Here is a 21,891-nt window from a genome sequence, read left to right on the forward strand (position 1 = left end):
ACACGATCCAATCCTCGTGACTATGGTCGGAACAATGGGTGATCTAAAGCTCGGATACAAAGCGTCGGCCGAACAGTTCGGACCGCGCGAACTCGTAGAAATCGCGGTGCTCGCCGAGGAGCACGGTCTCGACAGCGCGACTGTCAGCGACCATTTCCAGCCGTGGCGGCACAAGGGCGGGCACGCGCCGTTCTCGCTGGCCTGGATGGCGGCCGTCGGTGAGCGCACCAAGCGCATCCAGCTCGGCACGTCGGTGCTCACCCCGACCTTCCGGTACAACCCGGCGGTGATCGCGCAGGCGTTCGCCACCATGGGCTGCCTGTACCCCGATCGGATCATGCTCGGCGTCGGCACCGGTGAGGCGCTCAACGAGATCGCCACGGGTTACACCGGCGAGTGGCCCGAGTTCAAGGAGCGCTTCGCCCGGCTCCGCGAATCCGTCGATCTGATGCGCGCGCTGTGGAGCGGTGACCGCACCGACTTCGAGGGCCAGTACTACAAGACCGTCGGCGCCTCCATCTACGACGTGCCCAAGGGCGGCATCCCGATCTACGTCGCCGCCGGCGGGCCGCTGGTCGCGCGGTACGCGGGCCGCGCGGGTGACGGTTTCATCTGCACCTCGGGCAAGGGCATGGAGCTCTACACCGACAAGCTGATGCCCGCCGTCGCCGAGGGCGCCGCCAAGGCCGGCCGCACCGTCGAGGACATCGACCGGATGATCGAGATCAAGATCTCCTACGACACCGATCCCGAACTGGCGCTGGAGAACACGCGCTTCTGGGCACCGCTGTCGCTGACGCCGGAGCAGAAGCACTCCATCACCGATCCGATCGAGATGGAGACCGCCGCCGACGAACTGCCGATCGAGCAGATCGCCAAGCGCTGGATCGTGGCCAGCGACCCGGACCAGGCCGTCGACCTGATCAAGCCGTACCTGGACGCGGGCCTGAACCACCTGGTCTTCCACGCCCCCGGGCACGACCAGCGCCGCTTCCTGGACCTGTTCCAGCGCGACCTGGCCCCGCGCCTGCGCGCCCTCGCCTAGGTCCCCCGGCCAGAAGTTATCCACACCCCCCGACTTATCCACATTCGGAGCCTCGGGGGGTGTTTTCTGTCCTGGGAACGGCCAAGATCGGCGGAGAAGTCAGCGCCTCGGGGCTGTTCCGCTTGTACGATCAGGGAAAGGAATCTCGACATCATGGCCGACCTCGAAGACCGCGTAGCAACCCTGGAGTCGCAAATGGAAATCCAAGGCGCTAGAGATTCCGCGACCCTGACCGTGGTCTCCGGCAAACTGGTGAAGCTGGATCGTCGGCTCGGCCGCGTCCAGGAGGCTGTCACGAATCTCGCGCTGAAGCACGAGGAGTTGGCCGCCACCGTTGAACAACTCGGCACCACCGTCGAGCAACTCGGCACCACCGTCGAGCAAGGCTTCGAACGCGTCGATACCAAACTCGACGAGGTCCTGCGGCGGTTGCCGCCGCCGCAGGAGTAGCCAGCCGGTCAGCTGAGGGCGTGGTCCAAATCGTCGAGGAGGTCTTCGACGTCTTCGAGGCCGATGGAGATGCGGACTACGCCGTCGGTGAGGCCGATGGTGGCGCGGCCTTCGGGGCCCATGGCGCGGTGGGTGGTGGTGGCGGGGTGGGTGATCAGGGTTTTGGCGTCGCCGAGGTTGTTGGAGATGTCGACGATGCGCAGGCGGTTCAGTACTTCGAAGGCGCGCTTCTTGGCTTCGTCGGCGGGTGCGTTCAGTTCGAAGGTGACGACGGTGCCGCCCGCGCTCATCTGGCTCTTGGCCAGGTCGAACTGCGGGTGTGATTCGAGGTACGGGAAGCGCACCCAGTTCACGGACTTGTTGTCCTCCAGGAACTTCGCGACGCGCAGGGCCGAGGCGGCCGAGTGGTTCACTCGCAGCGGCATCGTTTCCAGGCCCTTGAGCAGGGTCCAGGCGTTGAACGGGCTCAGCGCGGGGCCGGTGTGGCGCATCAGGTTCTTCACCGGGCCGTCGATGTAGTCCTGCGGGCCGAGGATGGCGCCGCCGAGCACCCGGCCCTGCCCGTCGATGTGCTTGGTGCCCGAGTAGACGAGCACGTCGGCGCCGAGCTCGAAGCCGCGCTGCAGCAGCGGAGTGGCGAAGACGTTGTCCAGCACCACCTTCGCGCCCGCGGCGTGCGCGAGCTCGGTGACGCGGCGCACGTCGACCAGGGTCTGCATGGGGTTGGCTGGTGTCTCGAAGAACACCGCCTGGGTCGGCACCGACAGCGCCTGCTCCCACTGGTCCAGGTCGTCGCCGTCGACGAAGACGGTCTCCACGCCCCAGCGCGGCAGGATCTCGTTGCACACCACGAAACAGGACCCGAACAGGCTGCGCGCGGCCACCAGTCGATCCCCGGCGCCCAGCAGCGCGCCGAGCGCGGTGAACACCGCGGACATGCCGCTGGCCGTCGCGAAGCAGGCTTCGGCGCCGTCGAGCAGCCGCATCCGCTCCTCGAACATGGCCACCGTCGGGTTGCCGTAGCGGGAGTAGACGAAGTGCTCGATCTCGCCGGTGAAGGAGGCCTCGGCCGCCTCGGCGCTCTCGTAGACGAAGCCGGAGCTCAGGTACAGCGCCTCGGAGGTTTCCTCGAAACCGCTGCGCCGCAGGCCACCGCGCACGCCGAGGGTTGCCGGGCCGACGCCCTCGGGCAGCGGCTTGTCGAACGCGCCACCGGTGATCATGACTGCTCCTTCACAGAAGTCGGGCTCACGACTGCTTCCACGGCAACCCGCGGGCGCGCCAGCCGGAGCCGCCGCGGTGACCGTCCGCGTCGAGCGGGCCTTCGAAGCCCTCGTCCACGTTGTAGGCCGGCGCGATGCCGAGCTGGGTGGCCACCGTCGCGGCGTGCGCGGAGCGCTGACCGGAGCGGCACAGGAACACCACGGGTGCTTCCGGCGCGCGGCCGTCGAGGGCCTTGCTCAGCTGGTCGGCGAAGGCTTGATTGCGCGTGCCGGTGCCGTCGACCCATTCGATGAGCACGGTGGGGCGCTCGATCGCGGTGGTGTCGGGGACGCCGACGAAGCGCCATTCGGCTTCGGTGCGCACGTCGATCAGCACGGCTTCGGGGTTGTCGCGCAACAGGTCCCACGCTTGCTGCGGGGTGATGTCACCGGCGTAAGTCATGTCGATCCTCCTGAGAATCCGCACTTGCCGCATCGGGGTTCGGATGCGTGCCAGGTCGTCACCCGGAGCACCCCACCGCGGAGGAGGGTTGCCGACCAGCGAGCCGGGGCTTGGCGCTGGTGCTCATGACCTGGACTGAGATTGCCTGGACAGGGGCCGGGCTGTCAAACACCGAAATCGGGTCAGTTGCAGACCAGCCATTTGCCGTCGGTCCGGACCAGATTCCAGGTTTCGGTGGTCTCTTTGCCGTCGGCCTCGGTGGTGACGGTGGCCTTGGCGCGGTCCCCGTTCACGGTCTGCCCCTCGATCCTGGCGAGTTCCACCGACTTTCGGCCGCCGGCCCCGAACTGGGCGCCCAGCGGGGTTTTGGCCTCGTCGAATCCGGTGCACGCGGTGCCCGGCGCGGGCACCGCGTCGCTCTGCGCGCGGCCGCCGACGTAATTGCTGACGGCCGCGGAGATCCGGTCGGCTTCTGTGACATTTTTCTCAGCCGGGGACAGCAGCCCGCCCGCGAACACCGCGACCAGCACAATCGCGGCGAAGATCGCCGCGGCGATGAACGGGGTCATCGATCGCTTGTCGGTCTGGTCGACCAGGATCGGCTCGTCCTCTGGCGTGGGCTGCTGCTCGGTCATGGTGTCGATGATTCCTTATGCCTGGTGGACGGCACCCGTGCAGGCGGCCGAGGGCGTCCCGATAGAATCGCGAGACCGTGGTCGGCCGCCATCACCATGTGGCAGTGCGGCACGGAGCGACCTGGGGGCTTTGCAGTTACGAGCCAGCAGCACCAGCCGCATCGTCAGGGGCAACCGCAGCGGCCGCTCGACTTAGCCTAGGCTAAGAAGGACGCCATTATTTTTCGACCGAAGGTGCGCGTAAGAGATGACCGAACAGAGTGCAGCCACTCGCCCGCTCCGCATCGCGATCGTGGGCGCAGGACCGGCCGGTATCTACGCCGCCGACGCGTTGATGAAATCCGACGCCGAGGTGAGCATCGACCTGTATGAGCGCATGCCCGCGCCGTTCGGTCTGATCCGCTACGGCGTCGCGCCGGACCATCCGCGCATCAAGGGCATCATCACCGCCCTGCACAAGGTGCTCGACAAGGAGCAGGTGCGCCTGCTCGGCAATATCGACTACGGCACCGACATCACCCTGGACGACCTGCGGCGCTTCTACGACGCGGTGATCTTCTCCACCGGCGCGAACGCCGACCGCGCGCTCGACATCCCGGGCATCGATCTGGACGGCTCCTACGGCGCCGCCGACTTCGTCTCCTGGTACGACGGCCACCCGGACGTGCCGCGCGAATGGCCGCTGCACGCGGAGAAGGTCGCGGTGCTCGGCGTCGGCAACGTCGCCCTCGATGTCGCGCGCGTGCTCGCCAAGACCGGCGACGAACTGCTGCCGACCGAGATCCCGCCGAACGTCTACAACGGCCTCAAGGAGAACAAGGCCGTCGAGGTGCACGTCTTCGGCCGCCGCGGCCCGGCGCAGGCCAAGTTCACGCCGCTGGAGCTGCGCGAACTGGACCACTCGCCGACCATCGAGGTCATCGTCGACCCCGAGGACATCGACTACGACGCCGGTTCCGAGGCCGCGCGCCGCCACTCCAAGCAGGTCGACATGGTCGCCAACACCTTGGAGCAGTGGGCGATTCGCGATCAGGGCACCCGCCCGCACAAGCTGTTCCTGCACTTCTTCGAGTCGCCGTCCGAGGTGCTCGGCGCGGACGGCAAGGTCGTCGGCCTGCGCACCGAGCGCACCCAGCTCGACGGCACCGGAAACGTCAAGGGCACCGGCACCTTCCGCGAGTGGGACGTGCAGTCGATCTACCGCGCGGTGGGTTACCTCTCGCAGAACATCAACAACCTGCCCTTCGACGAGCAGGCCGGCACCGTGCCGAACGAGGCCGGCCGCGTGCTGGCCGACGAGGACGCCGACGGTCCCGCCCGCTACCTGCCGGCCACCTATGTCACCGGCTGGATCAAGCGCGGCCCGGTCGGCCTGATCGGCCACACCAAGGGCGACGCCAACGAGACCGTGGCCTGCCTGCTCGACGACAGCACGAACTTCACCCCGGCCCCGGAGCCGGAACTGGACGCCGTCACCACCTTCCTGGAGGGCAAGGGCATCCCGTTCACCACCTGGCAGGGCTGGTACCGCCTGGACGCGCACGAGCGCGCCCTGGGCGAGCCGGAGGGCCGCGAGCGGGTCAAGGTTGTCGAGCGCGAGGACATGTTGCGCGCCAGCGAACCCAACAAGGTGTAGTTCTTGGTCCTGCGACGGCAGCGAAAACTCGCTAACTGAGGCATTCTGTACAAGTGTTCGATGCCCATGTCCACATCATCGATCCGCGGTTCCCGCTGATCGAGAACGAGGGCTACCTGCCCGACCCCTACACCATCGCCGATTATCGAAAGCGCATGGCGCGCTTCGATGTCGGCGGTGGCGCGGTGGTCAGCGCGTCCTTCCAGGGCACCGACCAGACCTGGATGAAGGCGGCCCTGGCCGAGCTCGGCCCGGGCTGGGTCGGCGTGACGACGCTGAACCTGGAGACCTCCGACGCCGACATCGTCGAATTGGATCGAATCGGCGTGCGCGCCTTGCGTTTCAATCTCAAGCGCGCCGCCGCCGACATCACCGGCATGACCCTGCAGGCGCTGCGGGCGCACGATCTGGTCGGCTGGCATGTCGAGGTCTATATCGACGGTTCGATGCTGGCCTCGCTGCAACCGGTGATCTCCAAGCTGCCCGCGCTGTCCATCGACCATCTCGGCATGTCCGAGGAGAGCCTGCCGTATCTGCTGGATCTGGTGGATCGCGGCGCCCGGGTCAAGGCCACCGGTTTCGGCCGGGTGTCGATGCACGTCGCCGACACCATCCGCCGCATCCACGCGGTGAACCCGCGCGCCCTGATGTTCGGCTCCGATCTGCCGGGTACCCGCGCCGGTCGCCCCTTCCAGGACCCCGACGTCGACCTGATCTGCGACGTCGTCGGCACCGACATGTTCGCCGTCCTGGAGGACAACGCCCGCGAGTTCTACCGCCTGCCCTCGCACGCCCGCTCGGCCCTGCCGCCGCTCCCCCGCACCGAGCAGCCCACCCTGCCCCTGCACCGCGACCAGCTCCCCCGCCTGGACCCCAACGCCACGCTCCCGCTCCCCATCATCGAGCGCTAGGAATCAGCCCAGATACGGATGTGCACGACCTGCGGCGTGATGCCCTAGGCGTAATCGCACTGTGTCGTGCACGGGCAATTCTTCCAGTTCGTCCAGCTGGATGAACCGGACCTCGGTCGACTCCGAGCTGACCTCTAATTGGCCGGCACAGACCCGGCCATAGAAGGTGATGTTGAATTCCTGACGGACTTCACCGTCGGCGTATTCGATGATGTGCTCCGGATCGGTATAGATGCCGAGCAGCCCGGTGATCTCGATGTCCAGTCCGGTCTCCTCTCTCGTTTCCCGAATCACGCACTCTTCGAGCGTTTCCCCGATCTCCATGACACCGCCCGGGAACGACCAATTGCCCGAGTCGCTGCGGCGCTGCATGAGAACAGCACCCCACTCATCCACGACCAGGGCGGATCCACCCGGAACGAGACTGTTCGCCCTGGGGGCCGTCGGATCTCGGTAGTAGTCACGCCGTTTTCCCATGAGTAACCCCTTGCTGATAGGGAGCCACACTGCCCCAAAGTTGCTCAACCTGGTCTGCGAACGACGAAAAGATGCCGTGCGAGGAAAGTCGCCGTAGATGAAAAGCCGTGTGCTGGTATCCACGGGCGCGAATGAGGTACGGGGTGACGATCATCTGATCGTCGAACCGAAACACCGAGTTGTAGAGGTGAACAGAATGCAATCCGACCTGACAGCCGGAGACGCTGTCCAGCTCACCCAACATGCTGAGAGCGTTCTGGATTCGACCGGCAAGCGTGCCGTTCATCTGCTCCAGGGCATCGCGCTCAGCGACGTGTGCGCTGTCGGGATCGGCAAATGCCAAACGAACTTGGGCACCGTTCCGACATTTTTGAGCGATGATCTCCGCGGCGTCAGGGAGCAGCTCGAAGACGAACGGATATGCATACCCGACGATGTCTATCTTCTCTTTCGCGCCGGCCGCAAGGTCGGGGCGGGTCTGCGGCCACAACGCCTCCTCGGACTCGTTCAATACCCGCGCCACTTCGAGTCTCGTCCGTCGGTGCGGAACGCGCCCAGCACGCCAACGATTCACTGTCTTCACGTCTACGCCGACGGCGGCGGCAAGCATCGCGGAGTCCAGTTGTGCACGCAGCATTGCCGATTCGAGGCGCTGGCTCATACCGCAACACTACGAGACAAACGCGGGACGTTTTGGGGATTCACGGTGTCCGTAGAAACGTCCCCTGCGCAGTTCAAGCGTCCAAAGCTTGGTCATAGCGTCATTGCAGTCCAACAACGAAAGCAGGGAGCGGCAATGGCGATCACCTTTACCCGGGCCAAGGTGCTCGCCGCGCTGGCGGCCCTCGAGCCGACGGAGACCCTCACGGTCGAACAGCTGGGCGCGAAAACAGGTTTCGCCAAAGGAACGATCCGACAGGGCCTGCAAGAGAGTGCGTACGAGGGCTTCGCGGCTCTTGTGCACCAGCACCCGCCGCGCTGGAGATTGACCCGAGAGGGCAGATGCCTAATGCATACGAGCGGGCTCCGGGACTTGATTCCCGCCATACCCGACAGCGGCGCAGTGCTGTGATGGCCCGGGTGACCGCGATCGGGTTTCTGCGCCGGGACATTTCGGGCATCTCACAAGGCTGGGATGAGACTCAGATGCGGAGTCTCGCGAAGCGACTCGGGTATGACCTGGCAAAGATCGTAGTGTTCGGCTCAGCGACGCACGACCCATTGGGGCGGTTACTCGGTGTCATCCACCGAACCGACGCGGTTGCCATATTCGTGCCGAAGGCAACGCATTTCGATGATGCCGACATACCGGCCGCGCTCGTCCGGGTGTGCGACGTGATCACCGTGACACCAGAGGCGACCTACGCTAGGCCGGTGGCGCCACGCACCATCGAGCGTTAGGCGACGAAGGCGCCGATCAGCCAGATGCCGGTGGCGAGCAGGGCGCCGAACAGTTCGATCAGCATGGACAGGCCGACGCCCTTGAGGGCGTGTTTGGTTGTCTGCCAGGCGGGTTCGCCCTGCTTCAGGCGCTGGTACTCCGAAAGGTAGACGCCGAGCACGAAGCCGATGATCAGGCCGACGATCGGGATGATGAAGAAGCCGGCGATGCCCAGGATGGCGCCGATGATCAGGGCGCGGTTGGAGACGCCCGCTTCTTTCATCTTGCGGCCGGGCCAGGTGTATTTGATGACGCCGGACAGGACCAGAAAGACCGTGGCGATCGCGAAGACGATCCAGGCGGTGGCGCCGCCGGTGATGATCGCCCAGGTCAGGATGGCGGCGAAGATCAGGATGACGCCGGGCAGGATCGGGACGATGATCCCGAGTAGGCCGATCAGAATTGCGAGGCCGACGAGAACCTCACCCCACACAGTCACGCAACGGCCCTCCGGCTCTTGTTCAGTTGCTTCGAATTCTCGCCTACTTGCTGGTTACGTGCACAGGGGAGGTTACGAGAACGGCACCGGGAGTTATTGTCGTACTGTCAATACTGCATCAACGAAGAACCGAGGTAGGGCGTGAGCACTCCATCCACCGCCAAGCAGGGTCCGCTCGCGGGCGTCAAGGTTGTCGAGCTGGCCGGTATCGGCCCGGGGCCGCACGCGGCGCTGCTGCTGGCCGACCTCGGCGCCGACGTGGTGCGCGTGCAGCGCCCGAACCTGCTGCCGGGATTCATGGAGCGCCCGCAGTGGCGTGGCCGCACCATTGTCGAGGCGAACCTGAAGGATCCCGCCGACATCGAGAAGGTGCTCGGCCTGATCGAGAAGGCCGACGTGCTGCTCGAGGGCTTCCGGCCGGGCGTCACCGAGCGGATGGGCCTGGGCCCGGACGCCGCGCTGGCGCGTAATCCGCGGCTGGTCTACGGCCGGATGACCGGCTGGGGGCAGGACGGCCCGCTGGCCGAGCGCGCCGGCCACGACATCAACTACATCTCCCTCACCGGCGTGCTGAACGCGATCGGCCGCAAGGGCGAGCGCCCGGTGCCGCCGCTGAACATGGTCGGCGACTTCGGCGGCGGTTCGATGTTCCTGGTGTTCGGCGTGCTCGCCGCGCTGGTGGAGCGGCAGAACTCGGGCAAGGGTCAGGTCATCGACGCGGCCATGGTCGATGGCGCACTGGCGCTCTCGCACATGATCTGGGGCATGCGCGGCGTGGGCCTGTGGTCCGACGAGCGCGGCACCAACCTGCTCGACACCGGCATGGCCTTCTACGACACCTACGAGACCTCCGACGGCAAGTACATGGCGGTCGGCGCGATCGAGCCGCAGTTCTACGCCGAGTTGCTGAAGGGCCTGGAGATCGATCCGGCGGGCCTGCCGATGCAGATCGACCCGAACGGCCAGGACCAGCTGAAGAAGCTGTTCACCGAGAAGTTCAAGTCCAAGACCCGGGACGAGTGGACCGCGATCTTCGACGGCACCGACGCCTGCACCACCCCGGTGCTCACCCTCACCGAGGCCACCGCGAACGAGCACATCGTGGCCCGCACCGGGCTCATCGACATCGACGGCGTCGTCCAGCACGCGCCGGCGCCGCGCTTCTCGCGCACCCCGGCCGGCACCCCGACCCCGCCGCCGAACGAGGCGACCCCGATCGAATCCGTCTGGGCCGACTAGCTTTTCGATGAAAGGCCGTGCCCCGCCGGGCACGGCCTTTCGCGTGTCAGTAGAGGGTGAGCGACTGCAACGGCTCCGCGGCCCGCGGCGTGAGCGCCTCGTAGGTCGCGGCCAGTCCCTTGACCGCCAAGCGCAGGTCCGCCTCCGGATGGGTGAACGGCAGGCGGAGGAAACGCTCGAACGCGCCCTGCACACCGAAACGCGGTCCGGCGGCGAGCAAGACGCCGTGGTTGGGCGCGGTGGCGGCGAGCGCGGTGGAGACCGGGGCCGGCAGCTGCGCCCACAGCGACATCCCGCCCGCACCCGGACTGACCCGCCACTCGGGCAGTTCGTCCGCCAGCGCGGTGATGAGTGTCGCGCGCTGGGAACGCAATTGGTCGCGGCGACGGTCCAGGATGACCCCCGCGTTCTCGAGCAGGTGCACGGTGGCCAGCTGATCCATCACCGGCGTGCCGAGGTCGACGGTGGAGCGGATGCCGAGCAGCTTGGTGATCAGCGCCTGGTTGGTGCGGACCCAGCCGACGCGCAGGCCACCCCAGAACGACTTGGAAGCCGAACCGATGGTGACGATTTCGCTGCCCTTGGCGAAGGCGGCCACCGGCGGCGGCATGGACGCGCCGGTCAGGCTCAGATCGACCATGGATTCGTCCACCACGATGGTCATCCGGGTCTCCCGGGCGATGGCGGCGAGTTCGGCGCGGCCCTCGGCGTCGAGCAGCTGGCCGGTCGGGTTGTTGAAGTCGGGCACCAGGTAGGCCAGGGTGGCCGCGGTTTGCCGTGCGGCACTGCGGATCCCGTCGAGATCCCAGCCGCCGCCCACCGGTTCGGGCAGCAGCGGCACCGGGACCGGGCGCGCGCCGACATCGCGGATCGCCTCGATCGCGTTCGGGTAGGTGGGGTGGTCGATGAGCACCCGGGCGGCGGGCGCGGTGAGCACGTTGAGCAGCAGGCGCAGCCCGTGCTGGGCGCCGAGGGTGATCAGGATCTGGTCCGGATCGGTGGGCAGGCCACGTTCGGTGTACCGGCGGGCCACCGCTTCGCGCAGCGCGAGCACGCCGACCGGATCCATGCCGTGCGTGCCCAGGTAGGGCGCGATCCCTTCCAGCGCGGTCGCATACGCCTCCTGCATCTCCAGCGGGGCGGCCATCGCGGCGTAGGTCATGTCGACGGTGGCCAGTTCCGGCTGCGCCATCATCGCCAGGATGCTGCGGGCCGGCCGGGTGCCGTCGTGCGGCACCGTCGGCGGCAGGGCCACGGTGCTGCGGGAGCCCTGCCGGCTGATCAGGTAGCCGTGCTCGCGCAGCAGCGTGTAGGTGGAGGTGATGGTGGTGCGGCTGACGCCGAGCGTGGTGGCCAGATCGCGTTCACTGGGCAGCGCGACGCCCAGCGGGGCGCGGCCGTCGTGGATGAGCAGGCGGATGCCCTCGGCGAGGGCCAGATACGCCGGGCGGGCCGAGCGGCGGCTGCCCGCCTCCTCGTCCGTGCCCACACTGCGCCAGTTGCCCAGATCCCGGGCCAGGCTGCCCGCGCCGATCACTCTCGTAGCCATACAGGCCAGTATTCCCGAATTGGCTCTTTCTTGGCAAGGCCAGTTGGGCGCACTCTTGGCCTATGACCGCCTTGCTGACCGTCCTCGTCGTCGCCGCCTTCTCGTACTCGATCTACCACTTCGCACCCCAGCGCCGGAAGGACCTGTTCCGGCTCGAACGCTTCACCGGACCCGGGCCGCTCTTCGAATCCACCCTGGTCACCGACTATGAAGCGCAGCGCCAGTATTCGGATCTCGCCGCGATCTACGGCCGCCGCGACGTCCCGGACGCCGACGCGCCGGCCTTGGCCGGAGCGCCGCGGGTGCTGCGCATGACCAACCCGAATCCGAGCTGCGGCACGGTCCAGGCCAGTTTTCGGTGACTGGACTGGTCTGTACTGACTTGTCGCACCCCGGGTGCACACTGAACGCCATGAGTGCGTCCACTCGGCTGCCCGGCGAGGCAGCGCTTTTCGAGACCGCCATCGGCATCTGCGCCATCGCGTGGAGCGGCGGCCGGGTCATCCGGTTCCAACTACCCGAATCGAGCCCGGCCGCCACCCGCGCCCGCATCACGCGTGCCCGCACCGCCGATACCGGTGATCTGCCCGAGTCCGACCCGGCCGACGCCATCGCCGAGGCGGTCGCGGGCATCCGCGCCCACCTGGCCGGCGAGCTGGACGACCTGTGCTGGATCCCGGTGGATCTCGGCGGGCTGCCGGAATTCCACCGGGCCGTCTACGAGGTCACCCGCGCCATCGGCCCCGGCCACACCCTGAGCTACGGCCAGGTCGCCGATCGCATCGGCGCACCGGGCGCCGCCCAGGCCGTCGGGCAGGCGCTGGGCCGCAATCCCATTCCGCTGATCATCCCCTGCCACCGCGTGCTCGCGGCCGACCACGCGCTGCACGGCTTCTCCGCTCCGGGCGGCCTCGTCACCAAGCAGCGACTGCTGGAGATCGAGCGGACCCCCGGCTTCGGTGAGCCCACCCTGTTCTGAGTGCCGCTCAGCTCAGTGGATGCTTGTGGAAGAACTCGCAGGGCTCGCCGGTGATCTGGCCGTCCATGCACGCGAAGTAGGTCTGGATGCAGCTGTTGCTGTCGCAGCCGAGTTCCAGCAGCTGCTTGTGGATCCGGATATTGCGCTCCTGTTCGGGGCTGAGCGTCGCCGTGCGCACCGCGGAGGTCAGCTGCCCGGTGCTCGACTTCTCCGACCCCGGCTCCGACCCGCACCCGGCCAGCATGCCGAGCGCCACCAGCGCCGCACCAACCCGAACCGGCCACCTCAAATCCATCCACAACCTTCCACATCAACAGTTTTCGACGGTATTCGAGCACGTCAACCAGTCCACGAGCACCGGACCAGCGGCGTCATGTCCAGGGTGCACCGACGGTAACGCACGCCGCCGTTTGTTGACGGTCCGACCTGTTGCCCGGTCCAGTCACGACCGCGCCGACCCCCGATTCGGAGCTAGAGCGTGCTGGCGGCGAGACCACCCACGACGGCGCCCGCGGCCGCGGCCGGGATACCGATGACAGCGGCACCGGCGGCGGCACCGATGGCGCCGCCGATCAGCGCGCCGGCGCCCGTGCTGGCGGCCGCGATCGGCCAGCCCGCCACGAAGCCGCCGACGATCGCCGGGATCGCGGCCGCGCCGGCGGTGGGAACGGCGGTAACGCCGGAGATGATCGCGGTCGCCGCGGCGGTGCCCGCGACGCCGACGGCGAAGCCGGCCGCGGCGCCGACGCCCGCACCGAGGAGTCCGCCGCCCACGCCACCGGCCACCGCGCCGGGGACACCGGCCAGGACGGCGCCGCCGAGCGCGCCCGCGGCGATCTTGTCCGAGCGGCTCGGGTTGATGCCGACCGAGCGGCCCTGAGTGGCGAGGAAGGCCTCCGCGTCGGCCGCGAAGGTATTCACACCGTGCAGCACCTCGCGCGGCAGCTCATCGGGGACGGTCGTGCTGAAGTCGCCGACCCGGAGCATGTCCGGCGGCGGCGCGATCGGCGCGACCGGCTCGACCGGAGCGGGCCAGTGCAGTTCGGTGTCGACCGGCGGGGCGGCGGAGGTGTCCGGGGCCGGGCGCCGGCGCTGCATCATCAGGTCGTCGTCGGCCGGCGGGGTGTTCCGGGTGAGGGCGCTCTGGCCCTCGTCGGCGACACCGGGCTGCGCGGGCCGGACGACGCCGGGCTGGACGGGTGCGGCGAAGGCCGGGGCGGCACAGGCCAGCGCGACGGCCAGCGGCAGGAGACCGGCGACCGGGCGGGCCAACCGTCGCGCCGTCGAATTGTTCGTTGCACCGTTTCGACGTGCCACGTCGAACCACCCCCATCAGGAATTGACCACAGCGCGGCACTTCCATCCGTACCGGCGCACGCACAATATCCGTTGCCGAACAGTTGCTGTCAATTCGAGGTGATCATCCATCGATGTAAATCGGTAGCTGAAAGGTCACCAGTGCGGGCTCAGTTCGGGGATTCCCCGCGGATCAGCGCGCCGAGCGATTCGCGATCGGTGACATCCATCTTGCTGCACGCGCGGTACAGGTGGCCCTCGACGGTGCGCACCGAGACGGTGAGGCGATCGGCGATCTGCCGGTTGGACAGCCCTGCCGCGACCAGGTTCGCGATCTCGCGCTCGCGCACGGTGAGCGGCAACGGCTGCGCGGCCTGCCGCAGCGACGGGGTGTTGGCGCCGCCGCAGGCCGCGGCGAGCCGGTTCGCGGTCGCGGCGGATTCGTGCAGGCGCCGGCGATCGCCCGCGCGGTCGTGCGCCAGCGCGGCCTGGGCGGCGGCGTCGGCGGCCGAGAGCAGCGCCCCGATCTGCTCGAATTCGGCTGCGGCGGCGTCCAACCCGGGCCCGTCGTGTGCCGCCAGCGCGACCGCGTGCCGGGACTGGACCTGCACCAGCCGCCCGTCCACCCGGGCCGCGAGATCGGCGAGCCGGCCGGCCACCGACTGCTCGCCGAAGCGGGCGGCGGCGTGCAAGGCCATCGCCTCGATGGCGTGCTGCTGCGAGCGCGCGGCGGCGTCGGCGGCGCCCATGGCCAGCCGGATGGCCGGGGTGACAGCGCCTTCCGCGGCCGCCAGGCAGGCGCGGGCGATCTCCAGCTGGGGGTCGTAGATCGCGCTGTGCCGGCCACCGCGCCGGATGGTCTCGGCGATCGTCTCCGCGGCCTCGGCGGTGCGGCCGAGCGCCGAATAGGCCTCGGCCAGGCGGATTCTCGCCGGGGTCATCCAGGCCGCCGCGCCTTCGGCGGCGAGTGCGGCCAGCGCCTGTTCCAGGTGCTCGATCCCGTCGTGGAAACGGCCCTGCGCGACGTCGACGGTGCCCTGCAGAATCTTCGACATGCCCCAGGCCAGGTACTGGCCGGGCGCGGAATAGCCGAAATACGCTGCGGCGCAGCGCCGCGCGGCGTCGAACTCACCGGTGAAGGTCAGCGCGAGCACTTCCGCGTGCGTCGACATGAACCGGTTCAGCCCGTCGATCTCGCCCTCGACCTGCCGGCCGCGCGCCGCGTACTGCCCGGCGGCCTCGCTCTTGCCCATCAGCGCCAGCGCGAGCCCGCCGCCGAACGCGGCCCACCACACCGCCCACGGCGGCGCGTTCTTGGCCGACATCACGCCGTCGGCGGCGGTGATGGCATCTTCGATCCGGTTCTCGTTGACCGCGACGGCGGAGGACAACCCGGTCAGCGTGGCCGCGCAGGCCGGATGCGACACCTTGCCCTGCACCAGCGCGAGCACCTCGTCGGCACGATCGGCATCGCCGGTGGCCCACAACAGATTCGACACCCGGGTGCTGCCCCAGCGCACCAGCTGCACCTCGTTCAGCTCGTCCGGGTCGAAGCTGGCGAGTGTGCGTTCGGCCTCGATGGGATGGCCCTGCCACAGCAGTGCGCGCGCGAGTAGATCGGCGGCCTCCACGCCGCCGCGGCGTTCCACCGCCGCCCGGGCGAAGCGCTCGCCCAGGGGCAGGTTGGCCAGCGCGATGGCATCGGCCGCGGCCGCCTCGAACAGCTCCAGATCCGCGGATTTGTCGCTGTCCAAAGCCAATTCGGCCAGCCGGATCCGGTCGGCGGCGGACTTGATGGGCCGTTCCTTCAACGCCGAGTAGAGCTTTCCGCGTAATCGGCGCGCCGAGGCGATCCCGAGCCGGCGCCGGATCACCTCACCGAAGAGCGGATGGTTGTAGCGCACGATCAACTGGTGCGCGTTCTCGACAACCCGGATGACGCCCCGGGTTTCGGCCGCCTCCACCGCTTCCTCACCGGTGATCTCGGCGAGCACGTCGAGATCGATCGGCTCGCAGAAGGTGAGCAGCTCCAGGACCCGCAGCACCTCCTCGGGCAGCTGCTCGACCCGATCCTCCAGCAGCGCAGCCAGTTCCGAGGTGACGGCGGCGCGCCCGCGCAGCTGCCAGACCCCGTTCACCTGGCGCAGCGTGCCCGCCTCCAGCGCGCCCTCGACCAAATGCCGTAGGAACAAGGCGTTTCCGCCCGAGGACTCCCACATCAGGTTGGCGGTGAAGCCCTCGAGCTGCCCGCCGAGCATGGATTCGACCAGATCGACGCTCTGGCGCTGGGTGAACGGATTCAGATCGATGCGCAGCAGGTGCCCGTCTTTCCAGAGCGAGGTCACCGCGTCGGGCACCGAGACGCCGCTGCGCACGGTCGCGACGATGTGCGCGGCCTTGTCGATGGCCAGTTGCAGCAGCAGGGTGGCCGAAAGCTGGTCCAGCAGATGGGCGTCGTCGACGCCGATGATGGTGTGCCCGTCGGCGAGCAGGGCTTCGCGCGCCGCCGACATGAACGTCACCGGGTCGTGCGCGGTGTAGACGCCGACCATGTGGGCGAACACCCCCAGCGGGATGCTGCGCGCCGATTCCGTGCCCGCGACCCAGCGAATATTGCCGCCCACCGCCGCCGTCGCCTGGCGGGCCAGCGTCGTCTTGCCCACCCCGGCGTCGCCGGTAAGCACGGTACCGACATATGTGGAGCCAGTGAGCGCGGACCGGATCGCCTCGAACTCGGTCTCGCGCTCGATCATCGGCCAATTCCGAGCCATAGTACTAACTGTAGTTCTTTACAAGAACACGATCGAACCCAACCCGTGAACTGGCATGCGCGCCACTCGGATTGAGAGATTCACACAAATATCGTGGGCACAGCACTGGGCGCGGCGTACCTCGTAGACGGTCGCCGCCGCTGAGGAGAAGCGATAGAGCCGAGTCTACGCGGCTCAGGGTCGCGGTTGGCCGCCGTTGAGCGCCGAGTTCACCGAATCGACGACGTCGGCGGGCACCTCGGTGGGGACCGGGACCGTGACGTCGCCGAACTGCACGGCATGCGGCTTGGGTTCCGGGGCCGGTTCCGGCTTCGGGCTGGTCCGGGGCGCGCGCGGCGGCGGAGCGGCCTGCGGATTGGCCGCCTTCAGATCCGCCGGTTCCTCGACAGCGGGCGGCGCCGGGTCCGCGGGTTCCGCGCGCGGGGTGGGCGAGGTCACGCCGGGTTGCGCGGGCTGCGCCAGCGCCACACCGGCCAGACCGGTCGCGAGTGCGATCGACACCGCGCCGAGCGCGATCCGGAACGTGCTCCGCGACAACCCATTCCGTAATTTCAGGTTTCGAGCCGACACGTCGACAACACCATCCTCATGAAAAACCGCCCACCGCACACCGATTCCGGACATGTGCTCGCCACATGTTATCCGGAACCGGTGCCCAGGCCCAGTGGAAGATGGTGCGAAATGCTCAGCCGAGGACGTCGTGCCGGACAATCGTCTGATCGCGGCCCGGGCCGACGCCGATGCAGGAGATCCGCGCGCCCGAAAGTTCTTCCAGCCGAAGCACATACGCCTGCGCGTTCGCCGGGAGTTCCTCGAAGGTCTTGGCGGCGGAGATGTCCTCCCACCAGCCCGGCATCTCCTCGTAGATGGGCTTGGCGTGATGGAAGTCGGTCTGGGTGGTCGGCATCTGCTCGACCCGCTTGCCGTCGACCTCGTAGGCCACGCAGATCGGCACCGTGTCCAGCCCGGACAGCACGTCCAGCTTGGTGAGGAAGTAGTCGGTGACGCCGTTCACCCGGGTCGCGTAGCGGGCGATGACCGCGTCGAACCAGCCGCAGCGGCGGGCGCGACCGGTGGTGACGCCGACCTCGCCGCCGTTCTTGGCCAGGAACTCACCGAAATTGTCGAACAGCTCGGTCGGGAACGGGCCGGAGCCGACGCGGGTGGTGTAGCACTTGAGGATGCCGAGCACCGTAGCGATCTTGTTCGGGCCGACGCCCGAGCCCACCGCCGCGCCGCCCGAGGTCGGGTTGGACGAGGTGACGTACGGGTAGGTGCCGTGATCGACATCGAGCAGCGTGCCCTGCGAACCCTCGAGCAGCACGGTCTCGCCGCGCTCCAGGGCCTCGTTGAGCTGCAGGCGGGTGTCGGCGATGCGGTGCTTGAAGCCCTCGGCCTTCTCCAGCACCTCGTCCACCACCTGCTGCGGATCCAGCGCGCGGCGGTTGTAGATCTTGACCAGCACCTGGTTCTTGAATTCCAGTGCGGCCTCGACCTTCTGGGTGAGGATCTTCTCGTCCAGCACGTCGGCCACGCGGACGCCGACGCGGGCGACCTTGTCCTGGTAGCAGGGGCCGATACCGCGGCCGGTGGTGCCGATCTTCTTGTTGCCGAGGAAGCGCTCGGTGACCTTATCGATGGCCACGTGGTACGGCATGATCAGGTGCGCGTCGGCGGAGAGCAGCAGGCCGGAGGTGTCCACGCCACGCTCTTCCAGGCCGGCCAGCTCCGCGAGCAGCACACCGGGATCGACGACGACGCCGTTGCCGATGACATTGGTGACGCCCGGGGTGAGGATGCCGGAGGGGATGAGGTGCAAGGCGAACTTGTCGCCGTTGGGCAGCACGACGGTATGACCGGCGTTGTTTCCACCCTGGTAGCGGACCACCCATTGCAACCGGCCACCCAGTAGATCGGTGGCCTTGCCCTTACCTTCGTCGCCCCACTGGGCGCCGATCAGGACGATCGCCGGCATCGTTGTCTCCTACGGTTCGAGGCGCGACACACACGTGTCGCAGCTACCTGCCCGTCTGGAGGAGGTGGCCGGTAACTCATTTTAGCCGACGCCCTATCGCCAGCCTGGTCGCAGGGCAGGACAAACCGGAATCGGCCGGTATGGTTGGGCGGAATGCGGCCACTGTCGTCCACCTGTCCCCCGGGTGTGTCGGCCCGGAACGAGGAGGGGTGTACGGCAGTTTGAGTACCCACGTTCTCCGCTGCGACGGCGCACCGGTTCCCATCGCGCTCGCGGCACTGCCCACTACCCCGACGGCCGCCCTGCCGGCCACCACCGTCATCGACGAACTGCTGCCGGTGCTGGCCGCCGACAGTCTCCCCCGCCTGATCGTGCTCGGTGAGGACGCCGCGCTGGCCGCGGTGCTGACCCACCTGATGAAGACCGAGCGGCTGCACGTCGAGATCGGCTACGTGCCGATCGACAAGACCTACGGTTCCCGCGCTTACCAAACCGGCACCGGCAATGCCGCGGCCAAGCGCGCGATCGAGGGCCGGGCCACCGAAACGCCCCTGATCCGCGACGACACCGGCACCGTGCTGGTCGGCCGCGCGACCATCACCGGCGTGGACGGCGCGAAACTGGAGGGCGAGGCGTACGTGGACGAGAACCAGCTGTTCTCCGGCATCGTCGCCGCCATGCAGATCTCACCCAGCCTGCACCTGCCCGGTGTCCGCGCGACGGTCAAGCGCGGCCGCTTCCGCAGACGGCTCTGGTTGCAGGGGCGGGCCGCACAGCTCGGCACCCCCGGCGCGGTCGTGACGCGGGACGGCATCCGCTCGGAGCGGACCGTGCCGCGTTCGAGTTTCTACCGCCATGCCGACCCGTGGCTGCTGGTCCGATGACGTACTCGTTCCCGCGCAAGCGGACCGGTGCGGTGCGCCCGAGCCCGGTGTTCCTGGGCGTGGTGGCGCTGGCCGTCGCGGGCGGCGTCCTGGCCTGGATCTCGGATTTCGACTCCAATATGGCCAAGCTCGGCGTCTTCGTGCTGGTGGTGGCCGGGTGGGTGGTCACGCTGTGCCTGCACGAGTTCGCGCACGCCTTCACCGCGTGGCGAGCCGGCGACCAAGACGTGGAGATGCGTGGCTACCTGACGCTGAACCCGCTGAAGTACTCCCATCCGCTGCTGTCGATCGTGCTGCCGATGGTGTTCATCGCCCTGGGCGGCATCGGCCTGCCCGGCGGCGCGGTGTACGTGCACAGCCACAACTTCAGCCCGCGGATCCAGCGGCTGATCAGCTTCGCGGGCCCGGCGGTGAACCTGCTCTGCGGCATCGTGCTGCTGCTGGTCATCCGCGTGTTCGCCGATATCGAGGCGCACCCGGCGTTCTGGTTCGGGCTCAGCTTCCTGGCGTTCCTGCAGATCACCGCGTTCCTGCTGAACATCCTGCCGATTCCGGGCCTGGACGGCTACGGGATTCTGGAGCCGTCGCTGAGCTACAAGACCCGCCAGATGCTCGATCAGTTCAAGCCGTTCGGCATGCTGATCCTGTTCGCGCTCATCTTCACCCCGCAGCTGAACCGGGTGTTCTTCGACGCGGTGTACTGGATCTACGAGCTGTCCGGCGTGCCCCAGAGTTGGAGCCAGTGGGGCTCCAGCCTGACTCGCTTCTGGACCTAATCCGCGGGCTTCACATACGGGTGCGGCACCGTCGGCGGTAGCAGCGCCATCGCCGAGATCCGCTGCATGCCGCAGGCCTGCATGAGATCGACCACGATGGAGCGCACCTGCGCGAACACCACGTGCGCGGACAGCCCCGCGCCCTGCACCATTTCCGGTTTCGCGCCCTTGGCCACCACGCGCAGCACCCGGGTCGCCTCGACCTGATCCGGCGGGTCGCCGGGGTCGGCGAGCATCATCTGGCGCACCACCTCGACCGCCTCGGCCAGCTTGCGCACCTCCTCGACCAGGCGCGCGTCCAGGATCTCGTCGTCGCGGACCAGGGTCAGCGAACGGCGCAGCAGGACACGGGTATTGCGGATGGCGTTGTCGAGCGGATCGGCGGTGGCGCGGATGTTCTCCAGCCGGGCCCGCGAGTTCCAGTACAGCGGGGAGATCCGGCTGATCTCGCGGCCGCCCTCCAGCGAGGCCCGCAACCCGTCGATCTGGGCCTGGGTGGCGCGCGCGGAATCGAGCGCGGCCTGGATCTTGTCCTGATCCTGTTCCAGCAGGCCGTCGGCGCAGTCGGCCAGCGATTTACCCATCACCGCAAGCACTTCCGCGGCCTGCTCGCGCGCCCGGCGCACCGGATGCAACGGGATCGCGGCCACGATCACCACCCCGACCAGGCCGCCGACCAGGGCGTCGATCATGCGGGGGAAACCGCTGCCGGTCGAGGGCGGCATCAGGGTCGCGACCAGCACCGCCGAGCCCGCGGCCTGCATGGTGATGATCGAGCCGCCGTCGACGAAGACCGCCAGCGCCATCGCCACCACGACAACGAGCGCGATCTGCCAGATGCCGGTTCCGGCACGGGAAATGAAGAGGTCACCGATGCCGATGCCGACCGCGACGCCGACCACGAGCTCCACCGAACGGCGCAGCCGCGCGCCGAAGGAGACGCCGATGGACACCACCGCGGCCGTCGGCGCGAAGAACGGCTGCGGGTGCCCGATGATGTAGTGCGCCACCGACCAGGCCAGTGCGGCGCCGAGCGCGCACTGCACGATCGGCAACCAGGACAACCGCAACCGCGCCCAGGATTTCCGCAGCCGATCCGCGCTGCTGTCCCGGGCGGTGACGATCCGCGCGCCCGGGTCCAGCATGGTCACCCGGCGCCCGAGGGCCGCGCCGAGAGGTAGCGCGTCGCGACGCCGGATCAATTAAGACCGAGCTCCGCCGCGGCCCGCGGGTCGCAGTCCTCGAGCAGATCCAGGCAGCGGGCGTACTCCTCGGTCTCGCCGATCACCTGGGCCGCACGGGCCAGCGCGCCGACGCAGCGCAGGAAACCCTGGTTCGGCTCGTGGCTCCACGGCACCGGGCCGAAACCCTTCCAGCCGTTGCGGCGCAACAGGTCCAGGCCGCGGTGGTAGCCGGTGCGCGCGAAGGCGTAGGCGGCGACGATGTCGTGACTCACCGCGGCATCGGCGCCGTCGGCGCCGCCGCTGGTCAGCGCGGCCTCGGCGAGGTAGGCCCAGGCGATCGAGGCCGCCGGGTGATCGGCCGCCACCTGCACCGGATCGGCCTTGTTGAGCAGGGCCTCCTCCGCTTCCAAGTTTTCCGGCAGGAGTACCGGCTGCGGTCCGAGCAAGTCACCGAAGGAGGTCATGCGGTTCATTCTGCATGTAGGACCGATATGCCCACTAGGCTGGCCGTCGAGTTCCACATGTTCCGCCTGAGCGAG

At 68.3% G+C, this 21,891-nt stretch carries 25 protein-coding genes and 1 riboswitch; of the genes, 11 read left to right on the forward strand and 14 right to left on the reverse strand.

The window, feature by feature from the left end:
- The first annotated feature begins 34 nt into the window (after nucleotides 1–34).
- On the forward strand, nucleotides 35–1,045 hold the full coding sequence (gene fgd, locus AB0H76_RS22705) for a glucose-6-phosphate dehydrogenase (coenzyme-F420) (protein ID WP_357327288.1): 1,011 nt from the start codon (nucleotides 35–37) through the stop codon (nucleotides 1,043–1,045).
- 153 nt (nucleotides 1,046–1,198) lie between these two features.
- Nucleotides 1,199–1,495, forward strand: a complete 297-nt coding sequence (locus AB0H76_RS22710; protein ID WP_357327290.1) for a hypothetical protein — start codon at nucleotides 1,199–1,201, stop codon at nucleotides 1,493–1,495.
- Between the two features lie 8 nt (nucleotides 1,496–1,503).
- On the opposite strand, the gene AB0H76_RS22715 is transcribed toward AB0H76_RS22710, so the two are convergent.
- The 3 genes from AB0H76_RS22715 to AB0H76_RS22725 all read right to left on the reverse strand — a co-directional run bounded on the left by AB0H76_RS22715 (nucleotide 1,504) and on the right by AB0H76_RS22725 (nucleotide 3,795).
- Nucleotides 1,504–2,718 carry an O-succinylhomoserine sulfhydrylase gene (locus AB0H76_RS22715; RefSeq protein ID WP_357327293.1) on the reverse strand — a complete coding sequence of 405 codons (1,215 nt, stop codon included), beginning with the start codon at nucleotides 2,716–2,718 and terminating at the stop codon, nucleotides 1,504–1,506.
- 25 nt (nucleotides 2,719–2,743) lie between these two features.
- A complete protein-coding gene (locus AB0H76_RS22720; RefSeq protein WP_357327296.1) occupies nucleotides 2,744–3,160 on the reverse strand; it encodes a rhodanese-like domain-containing protein in 417 nt (138 codons plus the stop codon).
- A 15-nt stretch (nucleotides 3,161–3,175) separates the two neighbouring features.
- A riboswitch (SAM riboswitch) is annotated at nucleotides 3,176–3,291 on the reverse strand.
- Between the two features lie 51 nt (nucleotides 3,292–3,342).
- Nucleotides 3,343–3,795, reverse strand: a complete 453-nt coding sequence (locus tag AB0H76_RS22725; protein ID WP_357327299.1) for a hypothetical protein — start codon at nucleotides 3,793–3,795, stop codon at nucleotides 3,343–3,345.
- A gap of 247 nt (nucleotides 3,796–4,042) precedes the next feature.
- On the opposite strand from AB0H76_RS22725, the gene AB0H76_RS22730 reads away from it, so the two are divergent.
- Both AB0H76_RS22730 and AB0H76_RS22735 read left to right on the forward strand, forming a co-directional pair.
- The gene (locus AB0H76_RS22730) at nucleotides 4,043–5,431 is read left to right on the forward strand and encodes an FAD-dependent oxidoreductase (protein ID WP_357327301.1); all 1,389 of its coding nucleotides are present in this window, start codon (nucleotides 4,043–4,045) and stop codon (nucleotides 5,429–5,431) included.
- Between the two features lie 53 nt (nucleotides 5,432–5,484).
- Nucleotides 5,485–6,342, forward strand: a complete 858-nt coding sequence (locus tag AB0H76_RS22735) for an amidohydrolase family protein (protein ID WP_357327304.1) — start codon at nucleotides 5,485–5,487, stop codon at nucleotides 6,340–6,342.
- 3 nt (nucleotides 6,343–6,345) lie between these two features.
- Here the strand turns inward: AB0H76_RS22735 and AB0H76_RS22740 are convergent, their stop codons facing one another.
- Both AB0H76_RS22740 and AB0H76_RS22745 read right to left on the reverse strand, forming a co-directional pair.
- The gene (locus AB0H76_RS22740) at nucleotides 6,346–6,819 is read right to left on the reverse strand and encodes an NUDIX domain-containing protein (protein WP_357327307.1); all 474 of its coding nucleotides are present in this window, start codon (nucleotides 6,817–6,819) and stop codon (nucleotides 6,346–6,348) included.
- Nucleotides 6,803–7,480 (reverse strand): helix-turn-helix transcriptional regulator, encoded by a 678-nt coding sequence (locus AB0H76_RS22745; protein ID WP_357327310.1) that lies wholly within the window; start codon nucleotides 7,478–7,480, stop codon nucleotides 6,803–6,805. The genes AB0H76_RS22740 and AB0H76_RS22745 overlap by 17 nt, the downstream gene beginning before the upstream one ends.
- Before the next feature lie 135 nt (nucleotides 7,481–7,615).
- Here AB0H76_RS22745 and AB0H76_RS22750 point away from each other — a divergent pair, with 135 nt between their 5' ends.
- Nucleotides 7,616–7,891: a hypothetical protein gene (locus AB0H76_RS22750; RefSeq protein WP_357327313.1), complete on the forward strand. Its 276-nt coding sequence runs from the start codon at nucleotides 7,616–7,618 to the stop codon at nucleotides 7,889–7,891.
- Between the two features lie 8 nt (nucleotides 7,892–7,899).
- A complete protein-coding gene (locus AB0H76_RS22755; protein WP_357327315.1) occupies nucleotides 7,900–8,220 on the forward strand; it encodes a hypothetical protein in 321 nt (106 codons plus the stop codon).
- Here the strand turns inward: AB0H76_RS22755 and AB0H76_RS22760 are convergent.
- Nucleotides 8,217–8,699 (reverse strand): DUF456 domain-containing protein, encoded by a 483-nt coding sequence (locus tag AB0H76_RS22760; protein WP_357327318.1) that lies wholly within the window; start codon nucleotides 8,697–8,699, stop codon nucleotides 8,217–8,219. The genes AB0H76_RS22755 and AB0H76_RS22760 overlap by 4 nt on opposite strands.
- Nucleotides 8,700–8,840: 141 nt before the next feature.
- Here AB0H76_RS22760 and AB0H76_RS22765 point away from each other — a divergent pair, with 141 nt between their 5' ends.
- A complete protein-coding gene (locus tag AB0H76_RS22765) occupies nucleotides 8,841–9,938 on the forward strand; it encodes a CaiB/BaiF CoA-transferase family protein (protein WP_357327321.1) in 1,098 nt (365 codons plus the stop codon).
- A gap of 46 nt (nucleotides 9,939–9,984) precedes the next feature.
- Here the strand turns inward: AB0H76_RS22765 and AB0H76_RS22770 are convergent, their stop codons facing one another.
- Entirely contained in the window at nucleotides 9,985–11,487 is a 1,503-nt protein-coding gene (locus tag AB0H76_RS22770; RefSeq protein ID WP_357327324.1) for a PLP-dependent aminotransferase family protein, read from the reverse strand.
- A 62-nt stretch (nucleotides 11,488–11,549) separates the two neighbouring features.
- Here AB0H76_RS22770 and AB0H76_RS22775 point away from each other — a divergent pair, with 62 nt between their 5' ends.
- Together AB0H76_RS22775 and AB0H76_RS22780 are read left to right on the forward strand one after the other, a co-directional pair.
- Nucleotides 11,550–11,849 carry a hypothetical protein gene (locus AB0H76_RS22775; protein ID WP_357327327.1) on the forward strand — a complete coding sequence of 100 codons (300 nt, stop codon included), beginning with the start codon at nucleotides 11,550–11,552 and terminating at the stop codon, nucleotides 11,847–11,849.
- Nucleotides 11,850–11,899: 50 nt separating this feature from the next.
- A complete protein-coding gene (locus tag AB0H76_RS22780; protein WP_357327330.1) occupies nucleotides 11,900–12,466 on the forward strand; it encodes a methylated-DNA--[protein]-cysteine S-methyltransferase in 567 nt (188 codons plus the stop codon).
- A 7-nt stretch (nucleotides 12,467–12,473) separates the two neighbouring features.
- On the opposite strand, the gene AB0H76_RS22785 is transcribed toward AB0H76_RS22780, so the two are convergent.
- The 5 genes from AB0H76_RS22785 to AB0H76_RS22805 all read right to left on the reverse strand — a co-directional run bounded on the left by AB0H76_RS22785 (nucleotide 12,474) and on the right by AB0H76_RS22805 (nucleotide 18,508).
- Complete coding sequence (locus AB0H76_RS22785; protein WP_357327333.1) at nucleotides 12,474–12,761, reverse strand: hypothetical protein; 288 nt, start codon at nucleotides 12,759–12,761, stop codon at nucleotides 12,474–12,476.
- 176 nt (nucleotides 12,762–12,937) lie between these two features.
- Nucleotides 12,938–13,783, reverse strand: a complete 846-nt coding sequence (locus AB0H76_RS22790; protein ID WP_357327336.1) for a hypothetical protein — start codon at nucleotides 13,781–13,783, stop codon at nucleotides 12,938–12,940.
- A gap of 149 nt (nucleotides 13,784–13,932) precedes the next feature.
- The gene (locus AB0H76_RS22795; RefSeq protein WP_357327339.1) at nucleotides 13,933–16,533 is read right to left on the reverse strand and encodes a LuxR C-terminal-related transcriptional regulator; all 2,601 of its coding nucleotides are present in this window, start codon (nucleotides 16,531–16,533) and stop codon (nucleotides 13,933–13,935) included.
- Nucleotides 16,534–16,707: 174 nt separating this feature from the next.
- Nucleotides 16,708–17,070, reverse strand: a complete 363-nt coding sequence (locus AB0H76_RS22800) for a hypothetical protein (protein WP_357327342.1) — start codon at nucleotides 17,068–17,070, stop codon at nucleotides 16,708–16,710.
- Between the two features lie 148 nt (nucleotides 17,071–17,218).
- A complete protein-coding gene (locus AB0H76_RS22805; protein WP_357327345.1) occupies nucleotides 17,219–18,508 on the reverse strand; it encodes an adenylosuccinate synthase in 1,290 nt (429 codons plus the stop codon).
- Between the two features lie 221 nt (nucleotides 18,509–18,729).
- Here AB0H76_RS22805 and AB0H76_RS22810 point away from each other — a divergent pair, with 221 nt between their 5' ends.
- Together AB0H76_RS22810 and AB0H76_RS22815 are read left to right on the forward strand one after the other, a co-directional pair.
- On the forward strand, nucleotides 18,730–19,392 hold the full coding sequence (locus tag AB0H76_RS22810) for a hypothetical protein (RefSeq protein ID WP_357327348.1): 663 nt from the start codon (nucleotides 18,730–18,732) through the stop codon (nucleotides 19,390–19,392).
- A complete protein-coding gene (locus AB0H76_RS22815) occupies nucleotides 19,389–20,168 on the forward strand; it encodes a site-2 protease family protein (RefSeq protein ID WP_357327350.1) in 780 nt (259 codons plus the stop codon). Before AB0H76_RS22810 ends, AB0H76_RS22815 begins: the two co-directional genes overlap by 4 nt.
- Here AB0H76_RS22815 and AB0H76_RS22820 read toward each other — a convergent pair.
- Together AB0H76_RS22820 and AB0H76_RS22825 are read right to left on the reverse strand one after the other, a co-directional pair.
- Nucleotides 20,165–21,313, reverse strand: a complete 1,149-nt coding sequence (locus tag AB0H76_RS22820; RefSeq protein ID WP_357329817.1) for an FUSC family protein — start codon at nucleotides 21,311–21,313, stop codon at nucleotides 20,165–20,167. The two genes, AB0H76_RS22815 and AB0H76_RS22820, sit on opposite strands and share 4 nt — an antisense overlap.
- A gap of 53 nt (nucleotides 21,314–21,366) precedes the next feature.
- The gene (locus tag AB0H76_RS22825) at nucleotides 21,367–21,816 is read right to left on the reverse strand and encodes a DUF3151 domain-containing protein (protein ID WP_357327353.1); all 450 of its coding nucleotides are present in this window, start codon (nucleotides 21,814–21,816) and stop codon (nucleotides 21,367–21,369) included.
- Nucleotides 21,817–21,891 lie beyond the last annotated feature (75 nt).

It is taken from the genome of Nocardia sp. NPDC050712 (assembly GCF_040654295.1).
Lineage (GTDB): Bacteria > Actinomycetota > Actinomycetes > Mycobacteriales > Mycobacteriaceae > Nocardia.